The 18,298-nt window shown below is 59.4% G+C and carries 19 protein-coding genes; 11 read left to right on the top strand and 8 right to left on the bottom strand.

Features of this window, described 5'->3' with window-relative positions; all coding sequences use genetic code 11:
* Positions 1 to 13 precede the first annotated feature (13 nt).
* Positions 14 to 988, bottom strand: a complete 975-nt coding sequence (locus tag VHB22_RS03120) for a beta-ribofuranosylaminobenzene 5'-phosphate synthase family protein (protein WP_325455494.1) — start codon at positions 986 to 988, stop codon at positions 14 to 16.
* 115 nt (positions 989 to 1,103) lie between these two features.
* On the opposite strand from VHB22_RS03120, the gene VHB22_RS03115 reads away from it, so the two are divergent.
* Positions 1,104 to 1,481: a 4a-hydroxytetrahydrobiopterin dehydratase gene (locus VHB22_RS03115; RefSeq protein WP_325455493.1), complete on the top strand. Its 378-nt coding sequence runs from the start codon at positions 1,104 to 1,106 to the stop codon at positions 1,479 to 1,481.
* A 13-nt stretch (positions 1,482 to 1,494) separates the two neighbouring features.
* The gene (folK, locus tag VHB22_RS03110) at positions 1,495 to 2,016 is read left to right on the top strand and encodes a 2-amino-4-hydroxy-6-hydroxymethyldihydropteridine diphosphokinase (RefSeq protein ID WP_325455492.1); all 522 of its coding nucleotides are present in this window, start codon (positions 1,495 to 1,497) and stop codon (positions 2,014 to 2,016) included.
* 193 nt (positions 2,017 to 2,209) lie between these two features.
* On the opposite strand, the gene VHB22_RS03105 is transcribed toward folK, so the two are convergent.
* The 6 genes from VHB22_RS03105 to pqqA all read right to left on the bottom strand — a co-directional run bounded on the left by VHB22_RS03105 (position 2,210) and on the right by pqqA (position 6,176).
* A complete protein-coding gene (locus VHB22_RS03105; protein WP_325455491.1) occupies positions 2,210 to 2,572 on the bottom strand; it encodes a cytochrome c family protein in 363 nt (120 codons plus the stop codon).
* 173 nt (positions 2,573 to 2,745) lie between these two features.
* Positions 2,746 to 3,903: a pyrroloquinoline quinone biosynthesis protein PqqE gene (gene pqqE, locus VHB22_RS03100; protein WP_325455490.1), complete on the bottom strand. Its 1,158-nt coding sequence runs from the start codon at positions 3,901 to 3,903 to the stop codon at positions 2,746 to 2,748.
* Between the two features lie 29 nt (positions 3,904 to 3,932).
* The gene (pqqD, locus tag VHB22_RS03095) at positions 3,933 to 4,238 is read right to left on the bottom strand and encodes a pyrroloquinoline quinone biosynthesis peptide chaperone PqqD (RefSeq protein ID WP_325455489.1); all 306 of its coding nucleotides are present in this window, start codon (positions 4,236 to 4,238) and stop codon (positions 3,933 to 3,935) included.
* Positions 4,238 to 4,957 (bottom strand): pyrroloquinoline-quinone synthase PqqC, encoded by a 720-nt coding sequence (pqqC, locus tag VHB22_RS03090; protein ID WP_325455488.1) that lies wholly within the window; start codon positions 4,955 to 4,957, stop codon positions 4,238 to 4,240. Before pqqC ends, pqqD begins: the two co-directional genes overlap by 1 nt.
* Positions 4,958 to 5,010: 53 nt before the next feature.
* Entirely contained in the window at positions 5,011 to 5,943 is a 933-nt protein-coding gene (gene pqqB / locus VHB22_RS03085) for a pyrroloquinoline quinone biosynthesis protein PqqB (RefSeq protein ID WP_325455487.1), read from the bottom strand.
* A gap of 143 nt (positions 5,944 to 6,086) precedes the next feature.
* Positions 6,087 to 6,176 (bottom strand): pyrroloquinoline quinone precursor peptide PqqA, encoded by a 90-nt coding sequence (gene pqqA, locus VHB22_RS03080; protein WP_015597947.1) that lies wholly within the window; start codon positions 6,174 to 6,176, stop codon positions 6,087 to 6,089.
* A gap of 578 nt (positions 6,177 to 6,754) precedes the next feature.
* Between pqqA and VHB22_RS03075 the strand changes: the two genes are divergently transcribed.
* From VHB22_RS03075 to VHB22_RS03040, 8 genes are all read left to right on the top strand, one after another.
* Positions 6,755 to 8,545 carry a diflavin oxidoreductase gene (locus VHB22_RS03075; RefSeq protein ID WP_325455486.1) on the top strand — a complete coding sequence of 597 codons (1,791 nt, stop codon included), beginning with the start codon at positions 6,755 to 6,757 and terminating at the stop codon, positions 8,543 to 8,545.
* A 63-nt stretch (positions 8,546 to 8,608) separates the two neighbouring features.
* Positions 8,609 to 10,321 (top strand): NADPH-dependent assimilatory sulfite reductase hemoprotein subunit, encoded by a 1,713-nt coding sequence (locus VHB22_RS03070; RefSeq protein ID WP_325455485.1) that lies wholly within the window; start codon positions 8,609 to 8,611, stop codon positions 10,319 to 10,321.
* A 115-nt stretch (positions 10,322 to 10,436) separates the two neighbouring features.
* On the top strand, positions 10,437 to 11,087 hold the full coding sequence (locus VHB22_RS03065) for a polymer-forming cytoskeletal protein (protein ID WP_325455484.1): 651 nt from the start codon (positions 10,437 to 10,439) through the stop codon (positions 11,085 to 11,087).
* Positions 11,088 to 11,231: 144 nt separating this feature from the next.
* Complete coding sequence (locus tag VHB22_RS03060) at positions 11,232 to 12,551, top strand: replication-associated recombination protein A (protein WP_325455483.1); 1,320 nt, start codon at positions 11,232 to 11,234, stop codon at positions 12,549 to 12,551.
* Positions 12,552 to 12,567: 16 nt separating this feature from the next.
* Positions 12,568 to 13,203: a ParB-like protein gene (locus VHB22_RS03055; RefSeq protein ID WP_325455482.1), complete on the top strand. Its 636-nt coding sequence runs from the start codon at positions 12,568 to 12,570 to the stop codon at positions 13,201 to 13,203.
* A 163-nt stretch (positions 13,204 to 13,366) separates the two neighbouring features.
* The gene (locus VHB22_RS03050; protein ID WP_325455481.1) at positions 13,367 to 14,383 is read left to right on the top strand and encodes an RluA family pseudouridine synthase; all 1,017 of its coding nucleotides are present in this window, start codon (positions 13,367 to 13,369) and stop codon (positions 14,381 to 14,383) included.
* A gap of 85 nt (positions 14,384 to 14,468) precedes the next feature.
* The gene (locus VHB22_RS03045) at positions 14,469 to 15,149 is read left to right on the top strand and encodes an HAD-IA family hydrolase (protein WP_325455480.1); all 681 of its coding nucleotides are present in this window, start codon (positions 14,469 to 14,471) and stop codon (positions 15,147 to 15,149) included.
* The gene (locus tag VHB22_RS03040) at positions 15,146 to 15,955 is read left to right on the top strand and encodes an ATP12 family chaperone protein (protein ID WP_325455479.1); all 810 of its coding nucleotides are present in this window, start codon (positions 15,146 to 15,148) and stop codon (positions 15,953 to 15,955) included. The genes VHB22_RS03045 and VHB22_RS03040 overlap by 4 nt, the downstream gene beginning before the upstream one ends.
* Here the strand turns inward: VHB22_RS03040 and VHB22_RS03035 are convergent.
* Positions 15,952 to 17,250, bottom strand: a complete 1,299-nt coding sequence (locus tag VHB22_RS03035; RefSeq protein WP_325455478.1) for a hemolysin family protein — start codon at positions 17,248 to 17,250, stop codon at positions 15,952 to 15,954. The two genes, VHB22_RS03040 and VHB22_RS03035, sit on opposite strands and share 4 nt — an antisense overlap.
* Positions 17,251 to 17,438: 188 nt before the next feature.
* Here VHB22_RS03035 and VHB22_RS03030 point away from each other — a divergent pair, with 188 nt between their 5' ends.
* On the top strand, positions 17,439 to 18,131 hold the full coding sequence (locus tag VHB22_RS03030) for a DUF2750 domain-containing protein (RefSeq protein ID WP_325455477.1): 693 nt from the start codon (positions 17,439 to 17,441) through the stop codon (positions 18,129 to 18,131).
* The last annotated feature ends 167 nt before the right edge of the window (positions 18,132 to 18,298 follow it).

Below are 18,298 nucleotides of genomic sequence, written 5' to 3'. Positions count from 1 at the left end.
AGCTCCGTTCTTTTTAGCTTTGGATTGTTTCGATGCTGGCGCCGGTGTTGCGGCCTCGCGCAACGAGAATGCTGAGACCGTCGCCTTTAGCGTCTTCGACTAAAGAATCATAGAGGCGTTGTGCAGCAGCCCCGTTTTCGACAAATGCGAAGCCCGTCGGCCCCCATGAGCTTTGTCCGATGCCTTGCGCGCCCATGTCCCGCATGCGGCGCGCGAGCCGTCCGACTGCGGGACTGGTCCACGCACTGCCTCCCTGTTTACTTGCGAAATGGTTGCCGACGATCTCCTGGATTTCGGTTATCGCGGCGCCGAACTGCGAAAGGTCGGTTTCCTTCAAACCGGGAATAAGCTTCATCAAAACGAGATGGCAGATGTGGGCCGCTCCGCTTTGAGGAAACTCGGGCAGATCCGCGAAAGCCGTTAATTCCGCTTCACCGGAAACGCCTGCACCTTGTTCGTCAAAGATGAGAAGGATGCGCCAGTCGTCGGGGAAATCGGCGCGCAACGTCAACGGCGGGGGGCGATCGTCGCGGCCTTTGCCGCCATCGACGATAAAGCCTCCGGCTTCGAATGCGGCGAGCCCGATGCCCGAGCGCGCGCCGCGGTGGCCCATGGCGGCCAAATCGCTTGCCGACAACACGCGGCCTTCCATGCGCGCGATCGCCGCACCGATTGCGAGCGCAAGTTGTGTCCCCGAGCCAAGTCCTGCGTGCGCCGGGATAGCTCGCCGGACGTCGACCGTGTATCCACCGCTTGCCGTATCGCGGTTGAATTTCTCGATCAATGTGAGCGCGCGCCTATTTTCAAAACCCCGTGCCTCGTTGCGCAATGAGCGTCGGAGCGTCAATTCCGTTTCCGGTTTATCGATTGCAAGTCCGATGCTTCCGAATCGGCGGCCGATCTCGCCGTTCAGGTCGAGAAAGCCAAGATGCAGCCGCGCCGGAGCGGTTACACAGATCGTTGCCGTAAGCGCGGGGGAGGGCCTCACGAAGCGGAATTCCTTTCGCTGAATTATCCAGGCCGCCCTATCGCGTTTGCTTTAGCGTGGGGGGCGGCGGTAGGATTCAGGCTGAGTTGTCCGACAAAAGGAGCATAAGGGCAAGATGAGCGCCGAACGCGAAAAACCCATGTCCGAAGCCGACGTTAAGGCTTGGTTACAAGCTAATCTGCCGACATGGAAGCTTGAGGACGGTTGGATTCGCCGCACCTACAAGACGGCGGGCTGGAAAGGCACGCTGATGGTCATCAATACAGTCGGTCATCTCGCGGAAGCTGCGTGGCACCACCCGGACATCACGGCATCGTACGCCTGGGTCGAAGTCCGGCTGATGACGCATACGGCGAAGGGTATCACCGCGAAAGACCTGGAGCTCGCAAAGAAGATCGAGGACGTCGTCCATTGGCAGCCTGGTAAGGAAGGCAAAGGGCTCGAAGGGACGCCACACGGCGATCAAAGGTTCGCTTATATCAAGTACGATTGAGCGGGGCGCCGATATGCCTCGGTCCGACAAATCGTCGGCTGTTCAACCCGGGTTGGCGTTCGACGCCACTTTAGGACTCGGTTCGAACATCGGCGACAGAGTTCGCAATATCGAGGAAGCTATCGAACGTTTGACGGCGGACGGTGCCGTCACGCTCATTTCTCAATCGCGGTTCTACCGAACGGCGCCATGGGGCGTGACGGATCAGGATTGGTTCGTCAACGCTTGCATCGCTGTCCGCACGGATTTGACGGCGCGCGAGCTGTTGCGACGCTGTCAGGTCGTCGAAAACGATATGGCGCGTGTGCGGACCCGGCGCTGGGGCCCACGGAATATCGACGTCGATGTTCTGACGTTTCGCGATTCGAAGATCAATGAGCCGGATTATGTTGTGCCGCATCCGCGAATTGCGGAAAGGGCATTCGTCCTTGTTCCGCTGAAGGATATCGCGCCATCGCTGATAATTGATGGACGATCGCTGGACGAGATGCTGTCAAAGCTCGATGCCGCCGACGTTCAGCCGCTCGATGACTGACAGCCGCTCCGCGCCGCGATGAGAACCAGGGAATCCCTAATCGTCACTTGCGTGAGCCCGTGCGAAGCTCACGACCCAAATGTCCACGCTGACGACAGCGGAGCGTTCCATATCGACTGCGCCGCGAATAAAAAAGCGCCGCGAGGAAACCCCTCTTCGCGGCGCCTTCAATGCCTTATCAATCAGCCGAGGCTCAGGGAGCCTTCAGCGTCTTGAGATATGCGATCAGGTTGGCACGATCCGTGGCATCCTTGACGCCCGGGAAGATCATCTTAGTACCCGGAACGTCTTTGCCCGGGCCCTGAAGCCACTTGTCGAGCGCAGCCTCATCCCAAGTGATGCCCGACTTCTTCAGTGCAGCCGAATAATTGTAATCCGCAACCGACGCTGCTTTGCGGCCCACGATCCCGCCGAGGTGCGGACCTACAGCGTTCTTATCGACCTGATGGCAGGCTTTGCATTTGTTGAAAACAGTTTTGCCAGCTTCCGCATCGGCGGCATTTGCCGCGACCGGTGCGGCGGCGATCATGGCAACCGCCAAAATCCATTTGCGCATCCTGAGCTTCCTTCCCGTTTCGCCATTGAGCAACGCTATTCAAACGCCGCAACTCATAACTTAGCTCGCACAGAATGGCATTTTTTTTCTGAACGCCAGGCGAACAGAATGCCGCACCATAGGAGGACTACCGGTTAAAATATCGTGGTACGCCCGAAGGTTGCAGGTTTGGCTTATTTTGCTGCCGGTTTCGGGGGGCTCATGCGACGATAGACGAACGGCGGGGGAGCCGCCTCCGCGCTCTCCTGTTCGGCCGCGGCCACAAATGCCGCATGATGCGGGGAGAATTTACAAGCCGGATCCGTGTTTGCCGCATCGCCGGTGAACGCCATCGCCTGACAGCGGCAGCCGCCAAAGTCGATTTCGCGTCGTGGACAGCTGCGGCAGGGCTCCTTCATCCAGCTCGTACCGCGATATTTCTGGAAGGCTTGTCCGTTCAACCAGATATCTGCGAGGCGCCGGTCTTTGACATTGTCGAATTGAAGACCGGGAATCGATTCGGAGGCATGGCACGGCAGCACACGACCCTGCGGCGTGACGTTCATGACGCCACGGCCCCACCCGCCCATGCAGGGCTTCGGCGTCTTGGCGTAATAGTCGGGCACGACGAAGTCGAAGACCATGATGCCCTTCAGGCGCTCCTTGGCTTCCTCGACGATTTCCGCGCTCTTCAAGACCTGAGCGCGTGTCGGCATCAGGCTGGCACGATTTTTCAAGGCCCAAGCATAATATTGGATGTTCGCGACCTCGATACGGCCAGCGCCCATCTCGACGGCGAAATTGATGATGTTCGGCAGGTTCTCGATATTGTGGCGATGGATCGGCGCGTTGATGGTCAACGGCATGTCGAATTCGCGCACCCACTTGCCGAGTTCGCGCTTTTTGGCGAGGCCATTTTTGTAAGCGGAGATTTTCTCGGCGTTGGCGTCGTCGACATCTTGAATCGAGAGCTGGACGTGATCGAGGCCAAGGTCCTTCAGCTTCTTAAGGCGGTCGCGCGTCAGCGTAACGCCAGCAGTGATGAGATTCGTATAGAGGCCAGCCTTCGCGGCGACCTCGACGATGTCCTCCAAGTCTTTCCTGACGGTCGGCTCGCCACCCGACAGATGGATCTGAAGAATCCCGAGTTCTGCGGCTTGGCGCATGACGTCCTGCCACTCGGCCGTGGTCAACTCGGTGTTGACGCGATCGAGTTCCAGCGGGTTCGAGCAATAGGGGCATTGCAACGGGCAGCGGTGCGTCAGCTCGGCGAGCAAGCCAACCGGAGCGCGAGCGCAAGCCTCGACCACAGGTGCCTCGGAGAACTGCTCCAACGGTGCAATTTCGTTCATGACGTCCGCTCCGTTTCTTCCCAGGTTTCTCAGGCCTTAATCACGCCCTTATCCGAAAGCTCCTGCAACATAGATATAGTATCTGTAAGGATTTCTTGCAGTGGAGCATTGTAGTCTTTTGCGAGATCGGTAGCGATTTGCTGGACTGTAGTCGCGCCATCACAGCGCTTCAAAATCTCAATAGCGATCGGGTCTGGCTCAAACACGCGTTCTGGAGCGAGTACGTGCCAGCGTCCGCGTCCTGGATCGTGTCGCAGCTTGATGTGCGGCGGCATTCCGGGTTTCGATTCCGGTACGATCATCGTGCGCGTACGGGATGCTCCAGCTTCCATCATCACGCCTCCGGCCGGAACGCACCCGGCGGAATATGTCCATCGACGTAGGCGTGATAAAGCGCATCGAGCTGTACCCAGAGCACGTTGCATTTGAAGCGAACGGCGTCGACACAGGCTTGCTGCTCGTCGCGTGTGCGGGCGTTCTTAAGAACATATTGAAGGGCGAAATCGGCATCGCGCGGTGCTTGCGTCAAGCGCCGCTTGAAATAGGCCATCACCTTGTCGTCGATGAAATCGTAGTTTTCGAGCATGCCCGAAATGCGCTCTCTGTGGATCTTCGGCGCAAACAATTCGGTAAGCGACGATGCGACGGCGATGGTAAGAGGCTGCTCGCGCACGAACGTCACATAAGCTTCGACCGCAAAGATCGTCGCAGGGAGCGCGCCGCGGCGCGAAATGACATACTCGCGGTCGAGCCCGAGGCCGTCGGTCAGCACGAGCCAACGCTCGATTCCCCCGTCTTCTTCCGGCGGATGTCCATCGTGATCGAGAATGCGATGCATCCATTCGCGTCGCAACTCGCGGTCGTAGACCCGGCTGATGAGCGCCGCGTCTTTGCGCGGAACGGCCGACTGATAGCAATAGCGATTGAGCGCCCAGGCCTGCACTTGGCCCTTATTTAGCTTGCCCCCATGCAGCATGTGATGAAACGGGTGTAGATCGTGATAGCGCTCTGGGCCGACGGCGCGGATAGCTGCTTCGAAATCTGCGACGGACATCGGCGGCTCGTTGCCACGGAGCTCGGCCGTTCTTCTTTCGAGACTGACTGGGTTCATAGGCGGACCTCCATGCCGTCAAATCCGACTTCCCATCCGGCGTCTTCGACGACTTTACGAGCTTCTGAGTTCTCGTCCAGAATCGGATTCGAATTGTTGATGTGGACGTAAATTCTGCGTTTGACGTTGAGCTTGCCGAAAGCGGCAATCGAGCCTTCTGGCCCCGACAGGGACATGTGCCCCATCCGTTTGCCCGTTTTCTGCAGCAGGCCCTGCTTGATCATCTCGTCGTCTTCGAAAAGAGTTCCGTCGAAGAAGACGAGATTGGCGTCACGTATGCGCTCGGCGAGCGGCGCGTCGATTTCGGCGCAACCTGGAATATAAAAGAAAGCGTTGCCCGTTTTTGCGTCGGTGACTTTGAGTCCGATGGTATCGCCATCACGGCTACCGTAGTTCGCGTCGGCACCGCCGCTTTCGAGAAAGAGCGCGACTTTGCCGGGTACAGCAAACGCTTCGACTGTGATGCCAAGATCCGTTCCCGCTCCCTTAAGCGGAATAGGTTTGTCCAACGGCAATTCGATGCGCGGAACGATATCGGGATTGCAGACATTGAAGACGGAATTCGCCCTGAGCGTTGCAAGGACGAGATCGGAGCCGTAGATCGAAAACGGCTGACCCTCGCGAAGTCCGACCAGCCCGATGATATGGTCGACGTCGGCGTTGGTGACGACAACGGCCTTGATCGGCGAGTTTCGTTTGGCGCCCGACTTCGCGGGCTGCAGTTCAGGCGTTTCGTTGATTTGTTGCCGTATATCGGGGGAAGCATTGAGCAACAGCCAGTTCTCCCCGTCCGCAGAAACAGCGAGCGACGACTGTAGTCTAGCCTTATATCCAGCAGCGCCTGCCCGCACTTTCGCCGATTGCGGGCCGTTGCAGTTCCACTGCGGAAATCCGCCCCCAGCGGCGGATCCGAGAACTTTTATGATCATCGATGTCGGTATCTTCGCGCCCGCCGGATCGCCAAAGCCGGAGGCGCTTCAATTGTAGACGGATAAGACTACGGCGGCCGATGAGCCTCACCGACCGCCGCGCCGTTATCTCACCGGTTTTGTGAGACCGAAGAAATCAACCGTTAGATAAGGTCGATTTCGGCCGGCAGGTAGCTCGTGACTTCGAGACCGACTTCCTGCTCGCGAACCGCGGGCTTCGTCCAAACCTTCATCGTGTTTCCTCCAAAGCGATAAACTGCTTCCATTCCGTAAGCCCCGCCGAGAGCTTACCCGATTGGTGCAGACACTTGTTGTGCAGGCCCAATCTGCGGATCAGCCCAACAAAGTCAAGCCGCTCCGCGTTCCGTCTCTTAACATCATGGATGGCCCGACGTTTTCAAATCAAGGCGCTTCACGTCTGCGTGTGAGTAACGCGGAGCGCGGTGACAACGTCGATTGCCGTTCGTTTGATCAATGCCCCAGCGGCGTGGCCAATAAGATTGTCGGTTCATACAACCTCTGATCGTGGGCCAATTATTAGAATATTATTGTTGTGTTCGGGGTGGAACGCCGCAGGTTAGTAGAAAATTGTTCCAAAGATGCCTAGAATGCGCTTAATGGTACGGGCGGGAGACTCGCTGTTAATCGAGCTAAGGCATCGTCAGCGATCTACCGACCACGGATTGTTTTGAAAATTGAGCCGGTGGCGTCCTGAGGGACCACCCGGCCGGGGCCTTTCCCGACTGTAAGAAGCGCGCTAGGTCGTCGTTTCAACCAGTGGGCCAAGGCCCCCGACGAGGAGAGCCTTTAGGTGACCGCCACGCCATTGCTTCCGCGCAACGCGCCGTTCCTGCCGGAAGACATCGATACATTGAACAAAGTCGTTGCCCGGACGACGCCGCAGCAGCGCGCGTGGCTCGCAGGATTCTTTGCAGGGTTCGAGGCAGCGCAGGGCGGGGGCGCGATGCAGACGGCGGCTCCCGCTGCCAAGCCGCGTGTGCCGCTGACAATCCTCTATGCGAGCGAGAGCGGCAACTGCGAGACGCTCGCCGGCAAAGCCAAGAAAGTTGCACAGAAGCACGGCATTGATGCCAAGGTCTACGACATGGCGGACGCGGACATGGCGTTGCTGGCGAAGTCGAAAAACGTCGTTGTCTATGCCGCTACGTGGGGAGAGGGTGACCCGCCGAGCCGCGCCGCAGATTTCTATCAGGCCTTGATGGGCGACGCTGCGCCCCGTCTTGAGGGCGTCCGGTTCGCTGTCCTGGCGCTGGGAGACACGGCCTACACGCAATTCTGCGCGATCGGCAAAGCCATCGACGCTCGCCTTGAGGAACTGGGCGGAGAGCGCGTTGCCGAACGCGTCGATTTGGATCTCGATTACGCGAAGCAGGCGGCGGAGTGGACGGAAAGTTCGTTTGCGAAATTTGCCCCGGCTGATGCGCCTGCCGGTGCCAGCGGTACGGTTGTGCACGTCGATTTCGGCGGCGCGGGTTTTCAGCCCGACGACGGCGAGCCGCTGTTCACGGCGGAAAATCCACTCGAGTCCGAAATTGCGGCACTCGTCAATTTGAATGGAACCGGCTCGACGCGCGAAACATGGCACGTAGAATTTGCGTTCGAAGATCCACGCTTCACCTATGAGCCGGGCGATGCGATCGGGCTTTTGCCGGAGAACGATCCTGCGCTCGTCGACGAGCTGCTGAAAGCCGTCGGACTTTCATCGGATGCGGCGCTGCTTCTCAAGCTACAGAAATCTTACGACGTGACGACGCTGTCGCGATCGGCGGTGGAGAACTACGCCAAGCTCACCGGGCGCTCGGACGTTAAGGCGCTGCTCGAAGGCGAAGCCTACACCAGGTTCGCAGCCGATCGGCAGTTGATTGATCTTTTCGAAACGTATCCTGAAAAGCTTGCCGCTGAGCAGCTTGTCGGACTGCTGCGGCCGTTGCCGGGGCGTCTCTATTCCGTGGCTTCGAGCCTGAAGGCGCACCCGGGCGAAGCACACCTTCTGGTGGGCGCCGTACGCTGGACGTCGCACGGCAAAACTCGCAAGGGCGTTTCCTCGACCTATCTCGGCGAGCGCCGCAAAGTGGGCTCGACGGCGCGAATATATGTCAAGCCGAACCGGCATTACCGCCTGCCGGCCGATGGACATACCCCGATCATCATGATCGGAGCCGGAACGGGCGTCGCGCCCTATCGCGCATTTGTCGAGGAGCGCGTTGCAACGGGAGCCAAAGGCAAAAGCTGGCTGTTTTTCGGCGAGCGCAACTTCACCAATGATTTTCTGTATCAGCTCGAATGGCAAGACTATCTTGCCTCCGGCGATCTGACGAAAATCGATGTTGCATTCTCGCGCGATCAACCGGAGAAAATCTACGTTCAGCATCGCCTGTGGGAACGCCGCGCCGAGGTGCGGGATTGGCTGGAAGAAGGCGCACATATTTACGTCTGCGGCGATGAAAAGGGCATGGCGAAAGACGTCGATGCGACTCTTGTCAAAATTCTCGCAGAAGCGGCAAAAGGCGACGAGGATGCCGGGCGCGCCAAGCTCAAAGAGCTCACGAAGGCTGGACGCTATCAACGCGACGTCTACTGACACTGAAATTCAAGACCGATATCGAATGACTGTGGGCGGCGCAGCTGTTCCGCGAGGACGACAATGACAGACGGCAAGCCATCTAAGACCGAGCATATCAAAGAAGCCAGCCACTTCCTGCGTGGCACGATCAGCGAAGGGCTGGTGCATGTCGAATCCGGAGCAATCGCGGATGACGATACACAGCTCATAAAATTCCACGGCTCCTACATGCAGGATGATCGTGACGTCCGTGGCGAGCGTGCCAAGAAGAAGCTTGATAAGGCTTTCATGTTCATGGTGCGCCTGCGCATTCCGGGCGGCTTTGTAACCTCCTCGCAATGGCGGCAGCTCGACGATATCGCGGTCAACTTTGGAAACAAGACACTGCGGGTCACGACGCGCGCGACGTTTCAGTTCCATGGCATCATCAAGTCCAATCTCAAGCGTACGATGCAGGCTATTCACGCTGCAGGCCTGGATACGATCGCGGCTTGCGGAGATGTGACGCGTGGCGTGATGTCGGTCGCCAACCCCTATCTATCGAAGGCGCACCGGCAGGCTTTCGAACTCGCAAAGCGCACCAGCCTGTATTTCCTGCCAAGGACAAACGCCTACAGCGACATATGGCTTAACGGCGCACCGATCCCCGGAAAAATCGTCACCGATCCCGAGAAGGAAACGATCTACGGGCAGACATATCTTCCGCGTAAATTTAAATTTGTGTTCGCAGTACCGCCCGATAACGACGTCGACGTTTTCGCTCACGATTGCGGCTTCATCGCCATTGTCGAGAACGGTGAAATCGTCGGCTGGAACGTAACAGCGGGCGGCGGCATGGGTATGACGCACGGGGTGCCGGAAACGTTTCCGCGCCTTGGTGACGTTCTCGGCTATTGCAGCCATGAAAAGGCGATCGAAGTCGCCGAAGCGATCCTGACCGTCCAGCGCGATTGGGGGAACCGGTCGAATCGCGCCCGAGCGCGGCTCAAGTACACGATCGAGGATCATGGACTTGAGAATTTCAAGGCGGAAGTAAACAAGCGCCTCGGTTTCGATCTCGCACCGGCGCGGCCCTATGCGTTCACGCGCAATGGCGACCACATCGGCTGGCGCCAGGGTGAAGATAAGAAATGGCACCTTACGATTTATATCGACAGCGGCCGGATCAAGGATACGCCCGGACATCGCCTCAGAAGCGCCATTCGCGCGATAGCGGATCTCGATATCTGCGATTTCGTGATGACCGCGAACCAGAATTTGATTTTCACGAACGTTTCCGCGCGCGCGAAGGGTAAAATCGATAAGATTCTTGCCGAGCACGGCGTCGCCCCGAAGTCCCTTTCCGGTGCCAGGCGGAACAGTATCGCCTGCGTCGCGCTGCCGACGTGCGCGCTGGCGCTCGCCGAGAGCGAGCGTTACATGCCGCATTTCTTGACGAAGCTCGAAAGCATACTCGAAAAGGCGGGACTGACGGACGAGGAGATCGTTGTCCGCATGACGGGCTGCCCGAACGGATGTGGGCGGCCGTATCTAGGTGAAATCGGCTTCGTCGGCCGCTCGCCAGGCTTGTACAATCTCTATCTCGGCGCCGCGTTTGACGGCGCGCGCATGAACAAGCTCTATGCGCAGGACGTGGACGAGGCCCGCGCACTGTCGCTGCTGGAGCCGATCCTGTTGCGTTATGCCAAGGAACGTCAGGAAGGCGAACGCTTCGGCGATTTCACAATCCGCGCCGGTTACGTGAAGCCGACGCTCATCAGCAATCAGTTCCATGAGGACGTGACGCTCGCCTGACAAAATACTTCAAGGTTAACGCCGCAATTGCTTGAGTTGGGTTCTCGAGTGTCGAGAAGCTGACAAAATTATGGTCGAGATTCGCAGACATCGTTTTGCGTAACGGAGTTCGCCGATGCCTGATACCCGAGGTGTGTTGATCGTCGGCGAGGGCGCCGTTCTTAAAGGCGAAGTCAGGAGCGGGCGCCGCGTCGAGATCTGGGGTTACGTTGAGGGCGGCGTGACGGCTTCGGAGGTCGTCGTGCAGGAAGGCGGCAAGCTTTTCGGGCAGGTCAAATCCGATACGGCTGAGATTCGCGGCACCGTGCAGGGCGACGTGCGTGTGCAGCAGCTTTTTGCGCTCCGCAGTACCGGCAGCGCCGCGGGCAAGATCAAATATGGCCGCCTCTCGATGGAAGAAGGCGCGGAGCTTTCGGCGCACATCCGCAATATTCCCCCGGCGATTGCGGGCGATCTCGACCTGACGGTCGGTAAAGGCCGCTCGGTTCGTATCACGCTTGCGGACCTCAATGCAGTCGATCCCGACGACAAGCCCGAAGATCTGACGTTCACGGTATCGAATGCACAGGGCGGCTTCGTCGCCCTCGCGAATGCTCCGAAATCGCCTATTGCGACTTTCTCTCAGGCCGATTTGGCGGAGGGCTGCGTGCTTTTTGCGCATGACGGTTCCGACGCGTCGTCCGCGCGCTTCGATGTGCAGGTGACCGACGCTTCCGGCGCGAATTCCGGAAAGCCGCAAACGGTCAATGTCGCGGTTCGCGCATAAGCATACGCACCATTTCATGCGGCCGGATCCCCTGTTGGCGTCCCGCACGAGTCCGCTCGCGAGGCCCGGGACCCAAAGGCCCGGCACGTGGCTGGACGATGATGTCGTTGGAACAGCGCGCGCCGGCCTCTATATATGCACCTCATGGCGAATCTCTTTGAAGCTGCCGGACTTGAGAAAAGCGCGCCGCGGCCGCTGGCCGATCGGCTGCGTCCTAAAACGCTTTCCGAGGTCGTCGGCCAGGATCACATCGTTGGACCCGATGGTACGCTGACCCGGATGCTCAAAAGCGGTCGCGTGCCGAGCCTCATCTTTTGGGGACCTCCGGGATCTGGCAAAACGACGATTGCGCGATTGCTCGCTGGAGAAACGAACCTGGCCTTTGAGCAGCTTTCGGCGATTTTCTCCGGCGTCGCCGAACTTCGCAAAGCGTTTGAGCGTGCGAAGATCGCGCGTGAGCAGGGCAAGGGCACCCTGCTCTTCATCGATGAAATCCATCGCTTCAATCGTTCGCAGCAGGATAGCTTTTTGCCCTACATGGAAGACGGCACAATCACGCTCGTCGGCGCGACAACGGAAAACCCATCTTTCGAACTCAACGCCGCTCTGCTGTCGCGGGCGAATGTCCTGGTTCTCAACCGGCTCGATGACGCCAACCTTGAAACGATCCTGAAACGCGCGGAGGCGGAAGTCGGACGGCCTCTGCCGCTAGACCCTGATGCGCGCGAAGCACTGAAGGGCATGGCCGATGGTGACGGCCGCGCAATCCTCAATCTGGTTGAGGACGTGTTCGCGGCTGCGCCCGCGAAGAGCAAGCCGCTCGGCCGCGATGCGCTCGTCAAGCTGGTGCAGCGGCGTGCCCCGCTTTACGACAAGTCGCGAGAAGGCCATTACAACTTGATCTCGGCGCTGCATAAGGCAGTGCGCGGCTCCGATCCAGACGCGGCGCTTTATTATTTGTGCCGCATGCTCGACGGGGGTGAGGACCGGCTTTTTATCGCCCGCCGCGTCGTACGCATGGCCGTCGAGGATATCGGCCTTGCCGATCCGCAAGCGCTCGTCGTTGCCAACGCCGCAAAAGAGGCGTTCGATTTTCTTGGCTCCCCCGAAGGAGAACTCGCGATCGCGGAAGCCGTCATCTACATGGCGACGGCACCGAAATCGAACGCCAACTACGTTGCATTCAAAGCCGCCATGCGCGCAGCCAAGGAACATGGCTCGATATCGCCGCCGAAAACGATCCTCAACGCGCCGACGAAATTGATGGAAGAAGAAGGTTACGGGTCTGACTATCTCTATGACCACGATCAGCCCGAAGCATTTTCTGGCCAGAACTACTTTCCGGACGAATTCAGGAAGCGTCCGAAATACTATGATCCGCCGGAGCGCGGTTTCGAACGCGAGATCAAGAAACGGCTCGATTATTGGGCGAAACTTCGGGCCGAACGCAACGGTCGCTCCTAGTCAGTGAGGTGTCCCAATGGCCGAGCCGCACGCACATACGCCGTCTCCCGTTCTCTATTCAGTTGCGATTGACGATCTAAGGCCGACGCAGATGACCGTCGGCATGCGGGAGGTCGACGAAAAGCGCAAGGCGTGGCGCGGGCTCGATAGGTCGAAAGCGAGCGGGTTTCTCGGACGACATATGATCCCCGTCGTGCGCGGACCGAAGGAACACCTGTATGTCGTCGATCACCATCACCTCGCACGCGCACTTTACGACGAAGGCGTCAAGGAGGTGCTGACCTCGACACTGGCAGATTTGCACGCCCTTGAAAAAGACGAGTTCTGGTCTTTCATGGACAATCGCGGCTGGATGCATCCGTTCGATACCGATGGCGTCCGGCAGCCCCGTACGAAACTGCCGAAATCGGTCGCCGATCTCGAAGACGATCCGTACCGCAGCCTGGCAGGCGAGCTTCGGTTCGCTGGCGGCTACGCCAAGGATACGACGCCGTTCAGCGAATTTCTTTGGGCCGATGCGTTGAGGCGCCGGGTCGATCGCAAGACAATCAAGAGCGACCCCGATGCGGCGCTGGAGGAAGCTCTGGCATTTGCCAAGAGCAACGCAGCTTCGTATTTGCCCGGTTGGTGCGGGCCGCACAAGCGGAGCTGATCCAGCCGGTTGTCATTCATATCGCTTCCTTGATAGCTGCACGCCCGCTATAGCTTCCGCTCGATCAATCTCGGAATAACACGATGAAGCTCTCTCTTTTCGCCTGCGCCAGCGCACGCGCAATTATGCATGCGGGATTTATCGCTTTCGTTGGGCGACGGTGATGACGAACGTCAGTAGCGCGACCACGACAGGCAAGGTCGAGACATTACGGGTTGCCGAGAGCGAAGCCGATATGCGGCTCGACCGCTGGTTCCGCGTCCACTTTCCGGAAGTGGGATACACCTATCTGCAGAAGCTGCTTCGCTCGGGCCAGGTACGGGTGAATTCAAAGCGGGTGCAGGCCAACGACCGGTTGCGCGCGGGTTCGGAAATCCGGGTTCCAGCAATCATTCGCGAGCCGAAGAAGGTCAATCCGTCGGGGCGGCCAGCGATGGGCGTTTCGAAAGGCGACCGCGACACGATCGAAAAGATGATCCTGTACGAGGACGAGCATGTGCTCGTTCTCAACAAACCTTTTGGCCTGGCGGTCCAAGGGGGCACAGGCACGAAAAAACATATCGATGGGATGCTCGAAGGCATGGCGGACCGCTTTGGCGGCGAGCGTCCGCGTCTCGTGCATCGCCTCGACCGCGATACGACAGGTGTCTTACTTGTTGCCAAGACGCGCGACGCCGCGGCAAAGCTCGGGCGGACGTTTCAGACGCGCTCTGCCGCCAAGACCTATTGGGCGCTTGTCAAAGGCGTACCGAAGCCGCCGCAGGGAAAGGTCGAGGCGGCGCTGGTCAAAGCATCCGGACCGGACGGCGACCGCGTCCGGAAGGCGAAACCCGGCGAGCAGGACGTCGCCATGCATGCGACGACCCATTATTCCGTCATCGACCGGGCTGCGCACAAGGCCGCCTGGGTTTCGTTGAAGCCGGTGACAGGACGGCAGCATCAGCTTCGCGCTCATATGCATCTTATCGGTCACCCAATCGTCGGCGACAATAAGTATGAGGGCGACGTCCACATGCCTGCCGAGAACATAGAAAAGAAGCTGCATCTGCATGCGCGGCGTCTCGTAATTCCGCATCCTAAGGGTGGGAAGACGATCGACGTCACCGCCCCGCTGCCTGCGCATATGGCCGCCTCGTGGGACTTGCTCGGCTTCGATCCCGGACGGTTCAAGGCCGAATAAGGCGCCGCGCGTTGCGGCATTAAGGTCGGTCCGGCGAGAATGCGGCAGGTTTGCCCCGGTTCACGCGCGTTGATAGAACTGCATCATGAAACTGGTCGTTTTCGATTGCGACGGCACGATCGTCGATAGCCAGGCGGGCATTGTCCTGTCGATGGAGCACGCGTTTACCTCGCTGCGCATGGTACCGCCGACGCGCGAGGCAACGCTGTCCGTCGTCGGCCTGTCGCTGCTCGAAGCCTGCTCCGCGTTGGCGCCGGAAGCGGAGTATGAAACGCGCGTCGAACTGGCGGAGCGATATAAGTCCGCTTTCCGGGAGTTGAATCACGATCCGGCCGAGAGCGAAATTCTGTTCCCGCAGGCGAAGGAAATTATTGCCCATTTGGCGAGCAGGGACAGTTATCTCCTGGGCATTGCAACCGGAAAGTCACGTCGGGGCATTGATCGCTTATTTGAGCGGGAAGGCTGGCACGCGCACTTCGCTACGGTCCAAACCGCCGACGATCATCCTTCCAAGCCGCACCCATCGATGCTTTTGAAGGCAATGCTTGAAACGGGTGCCGATGCGTCAGCGACAGTCATGATCGGTGATACGACCTATGACATCGAGATGGCACGGGCTGCCGGTGTTCCATCCATCGGCGTTGCCTGGGGCTATCACAGCATCGCGGAGCTTAAGGAAGCCGGAGCGCAGCTCATTGTCGATCGGTTTGCCGATTTGCCCGCAGCGGTTGACAAGGCCCTGGCAAACGCGAGGTGCGTGGCATGACCGACACCGGTTCCAACGGCAACGGCGGACATCGCGCCGATCTGGAGCGCGCCGCCAACGCACCTCCGCCAAAGCGCGTCATCAGCGACAGCCTGGCAAAGCCGCTCGCCAAGCGCTTCTATAAGGCAGCGACTGTCTCCGGCAGCGCGCCGTTTCAAATTCTGCTCGACGGCCGGCCAGTCAAAACGCCAAAAAAGCAAGCGCTCGCCGTGCCGACGCGCGCGCTTGCCGAAGCCATTGCAGCGGAGTGGCAGGCGCAAAATGAATTCGTCGACCCGTCGCGCATGCCGCTGACCCGGTTTGCAAACACGGCCATCGACGCCGTCAGCGAGACGATGGACGCGGTTGCCAACGACATCCTTGCCTATGCCGGTAGCGATCTCGTCTGTTATCGGGCCGAGACCCCGGATGAACTTGTGGTCCGGCAATCTCAGGCTTGGAATCCGGTCATCGCATGGGCCGATAATGCATTGCACGCGACCTTTAGGGCGGTGCCAGGCGTAATGCATGTTCCGCAGCCGTCTGAGGCGCTCGCCGCCGTCGCGGAAGCCTTGAAACCTCACGATGCTTTCCGGCTGACCGGCTTACATGTTTTGACAACATTGATGGGATCGGCGCTTCTGACGCTGTCGCTGGCGCGTGGCGCCATCTCGCCGGATATAGCCTGGGCCGATGCGCACGTTGATGAAGACTATCAGATCTCGCTTTGGGGCGAGGATGCGGAAGCTGCCGCCCGCCGTCGCGGCCGCCGCGCCGAATTCGATGCGGCCTATCGCTGGCTGACGCTGCTTGCGCCGTCTCCCTAAGGAGCCCGCCGACGCAGCGGTGCTACTCTGCTCGCAAGAACCTTGTCTATTCTCCGGCCGTCGAGATCGACGACCTCGAAGCGCCAGCCGCTGATATCCGTATGCTCGCCGGTTTTGGGAATGTGTTGGATCGCAGCCAGAACAAATCCCGCAACGGTTTCGTAGGACCGGTTTTCGGGAAGCGGTATGCCGATCTTGTCGGCCATCTCGTCGACGGGCATGGCGCCGGACAGCAGCCACGAGCCGTCGTCACGTTCGACGGCATGAGGCTCTAGTCCCTCGGTGTCCGATTTGAACGCGCCCGCGATGGCTTCAAGAATGTCTGCGGGCGTCACCAGTCCTTCGAAGTCGCCGTATTCATCGTGGATGAGCGCCATCGGCACTTCGGCGTTGCGCAGCACCGATAAAACATTCAGCGCGGCGCTCGTTTCCGGAATCACCGGCGCCTTTCGAATGTAAGCAGCGATCTCGAACGATTTGCCCGAGAGGAGCCCTGCAAGCAGCTCACGCGTCTGCACGACGCCGATCATCTTATCGACCGAGCCCTCGCCGACGGGTAAGCGCGAGTGCGGGGTCGAAATCAGCCGCGCTTTAATCGTCTCTTCCGGTGCAGTCACGTCGATCCAGTCAACGTCCGTTCGGGGCGTCATCAGCCCGAGCACCGCCCGGTCCGCCAAGCGCATAACACCCGAAATGAGTTCACCTTCGCCGCTTTCGAGCACGCCCGCGGTTTCCGCCTCGGCAATCATCGTTTTGATTTCCTCGTCGGTGACGCGACTTTCGCTCTCACGCGAAATGCCGAGAATGCGAAAGACAAATCGTGTTGAGCTGTCGAGCAGCCACACGACGGGTCCGGCAATTTTGGCAAAGCCGGTCATGATCGGCGCCACGGCGCATGCGATACTCTCGGCGTTGCGCAGCGCCAACGTCTTCGGCACCAGCTCTCCCGCAATCACGGAGAGATAAGTGATGGCCGCGACGACCGCCCCGAAGCCGATAGGCTCGGCCCAGGCTTCCGCCAATCCAAGGCTCTGCAGATAGGATGCCGCGTACTCACCGAAGGTCTCGCCTGAATAGGCGCCGTTGACGATGCCGATAAGCGTGATGCCGATCTGGACGGCGGAGAGAAAGCGCCCCGGATCAGCCGACAGCGCGAGGGCGCTGAAGGCACCCGGGCGGCCAGCGGCCTCCATGGCCTTCAGGCGTGGCCGGCGGGCGGAAACAATGGCGAGTTCGGAGAGCGCAAAAAGTCCATTGAGGAGGATGAGCGCGAGGACGATTAGCAGTTCGGTCACGAGATTTGGCCGGATAGGTCATGTCCAAGCCACCCCACATTGTTGAGGCATCAACCGTAAGTATACATTCCCGGCAGATCAAGCGGTGCGCGGTCGATGCCGCAGAACCGGGCCCTTATCGCCGTCTTGCTATCGCAACATATAATGTCTCACACTCATGCAAACTGATTCGCGCGTAGGCACGACCCATGCTGCACAGGCCACGCATCCCTGAGCTTGCGCAACGCGACCGGTTCGTCCGCCGGGCCGTGAGTGAGGGACGTGTGCTGACGTTTGCCGACGAGGAGACTGCATCCGTCGCGTCTCAGAAGGTGCGTGGCAAGGGGGTCCAGCTTTTTTGGTCGAACCCGATCGAAGCGACGCGATGGGCCGAGGCATTGGCAGGCAACAACGCGCTCCAGGAAATTACGCTCGCAACGTTTGCTGCCGACCTTCTCCCGGGCATCGCTAAGGCGAAAGGCTTCGTCGGCACGGATTGGGTTTCCGACCCGATCGAGGCCGAGATCGACCCGGTCGATCTGCAACTCCGGCTGAAGGCGGAGGCGGTGCCGCTTTTCGTCAAAGCGGCGGCGAAGCAGGGTGAAGTTTATATCGTCGGCGACGACGACGGCGCGAGGTTGACACCCGCAGGCCCATGGTCCGGCTCGGAAGATCTCTTGCAGGTCTTTGTTAGCCGCTCCGAAGCAGAACGGCATCTGCAGCAGGCCGGCGGTCAGCTTGTCGTCGCCGAGTCTCTTTCGGAATTTATCGGCAATACGCTCGCCTGGGCCGCGACGCGGGCGCGCGCTGTTGCCATTCAGCCGATCGCGGGCGCCGGCATCACCGAAATCAAGGTTGCCGACTTTGGGCGCCAACTTGCCGCGGCCGCCGGCGCAAAGTGACCGCCAATTGGTGCGGCCTTCGGGTATTTAGGACCTATCTCGGGGCGATCGTTAAGGCCGCGATCTCTCGGCATTTGCGCTGTCCCGGCGCCATGCTAGAGAGCCTTCCAAATTCTACCGCTAAGCAGGGTGGCAGCTTAATGAAAGATATCATCGACGAACTCGAA

It is taken from the genome of Hyphomicrobium sp., from assembly GCF_035548195.1.
GTDB lineage: Bacteria > Pseudomonadota > Alphaproteobacteria > Rhizobiales > Hyphomicrobiaceae > Hyphomicrobium_B.
Note: the sequence above shows the minus strand (reverse complement) of the source record. Positions and strands in the feature narration are given on the sequence as shown.

Coding starts and splice junctions, on each gene's coding strand:
- VHB22_RS03115 (WP_325455493.1), top strand. CDS start 1,104: ATGAGCGCCGAACGCGAAAAACCCATGTCCGAAGCCGACGTTAAGGCT.
- folK (WP_325455492.1), top strand. CDS start 1,495: ATGCCTCGGTCCGACAAATCGTCGGCTGTTCAACCCGGGTTGGCGTTC.
- VHB22_RS03105 (WP_325455491.1), bottom strand. CDS start 2,572: ATGCGCAAATGGATTTTGGCGGTTGCCATGATCGCCGCCGCACCGGTC.
- pqqE (WP_325455490.1), bottom strand. CDS start 3,903: ATGAACGAAATTGCACCGTTGGAGCAGTTCTCCGAGGCACCTGTGGTC.
- pqqD (WP_325455489.1), bottom strand. CDS start 4,238: ATGATGGAAGCTGGAGCATCCCGTACGCGCACGATGATCGTACCGGAA.
- pqqC (WP_325455488.1), bottom strand. CDS start 4,957: ATGTCCGTCGCAGATTTCGAAGCAGCTATCCGCGCCGTCGGCCCAGAG.
- pqqB (WP_325455487.1), bottom strand. CDS start 5,943: ATGATCATAAAAGTTCTCGGATCCGCCGCTGGGGGCGGATTTCCGCAG.
- pqqA (WP_015597947.1), bottom strand. CDS start 6,176: ATGAAGGTTTGGACGAAGCCCGCGGTTCGCGAGCAGGAAGTCGGTCTC.
- VHB22_RS03070 (WP_325455485.1), top strand. CDS start 8,609: ATGACAGACGGCAAGCCATCTAAGACCGAGCATATCAAAGAAGCCAGC.
- VHB22_RS03065 (WP_325455484.1), top strand. CDS start 10,437: ATGCCTGATACCCGAGGTGTGTTGATCGTCGGCGAGGGCGCCGTTCTT.
- VHB22_RS03060 (WP_325455483.1), top strand. CDS start 11,232: ATGGCGAATCTCTTTGAAGCTGCCGGACTTGAGAAAAGCGCGCCGCGG.
- VHB22_RS03055 (WP_325455482.1), top strand. CDS start 12,568: ATGGCCGAGCCGCACGCACATACGCCGTCTCCCGTTCTCTATTCAGTT.
- VHB22_RS03050 (WP_325455481.1), top strand. CDS start 13,367: ATGACGAACGTCAGTAGCGCGACCACGACAGGCAAGGTCGAGACATTA.
- VHB22_RS03045 (WP_325455480.1), top strand. CDS start 14,469: ATGAAACTGGTCGTTTTCGATTGCGACGGCACGATCGTCGATAGCCAG.
- VHB22_RS03040 (WP_325455479.1), top strand. CDS start 15,146: ATGACCGACACCGGTTCCAACGGCAACGGCGGACATCGCGCCGATCTG.
- VHB22_RS03030 (WP_325455477.1), top strand. CDS start 17,439: ATGCTGCACAGGCCACGCATCCCTGAGCTTGCGCAACGCGACCGGTTC.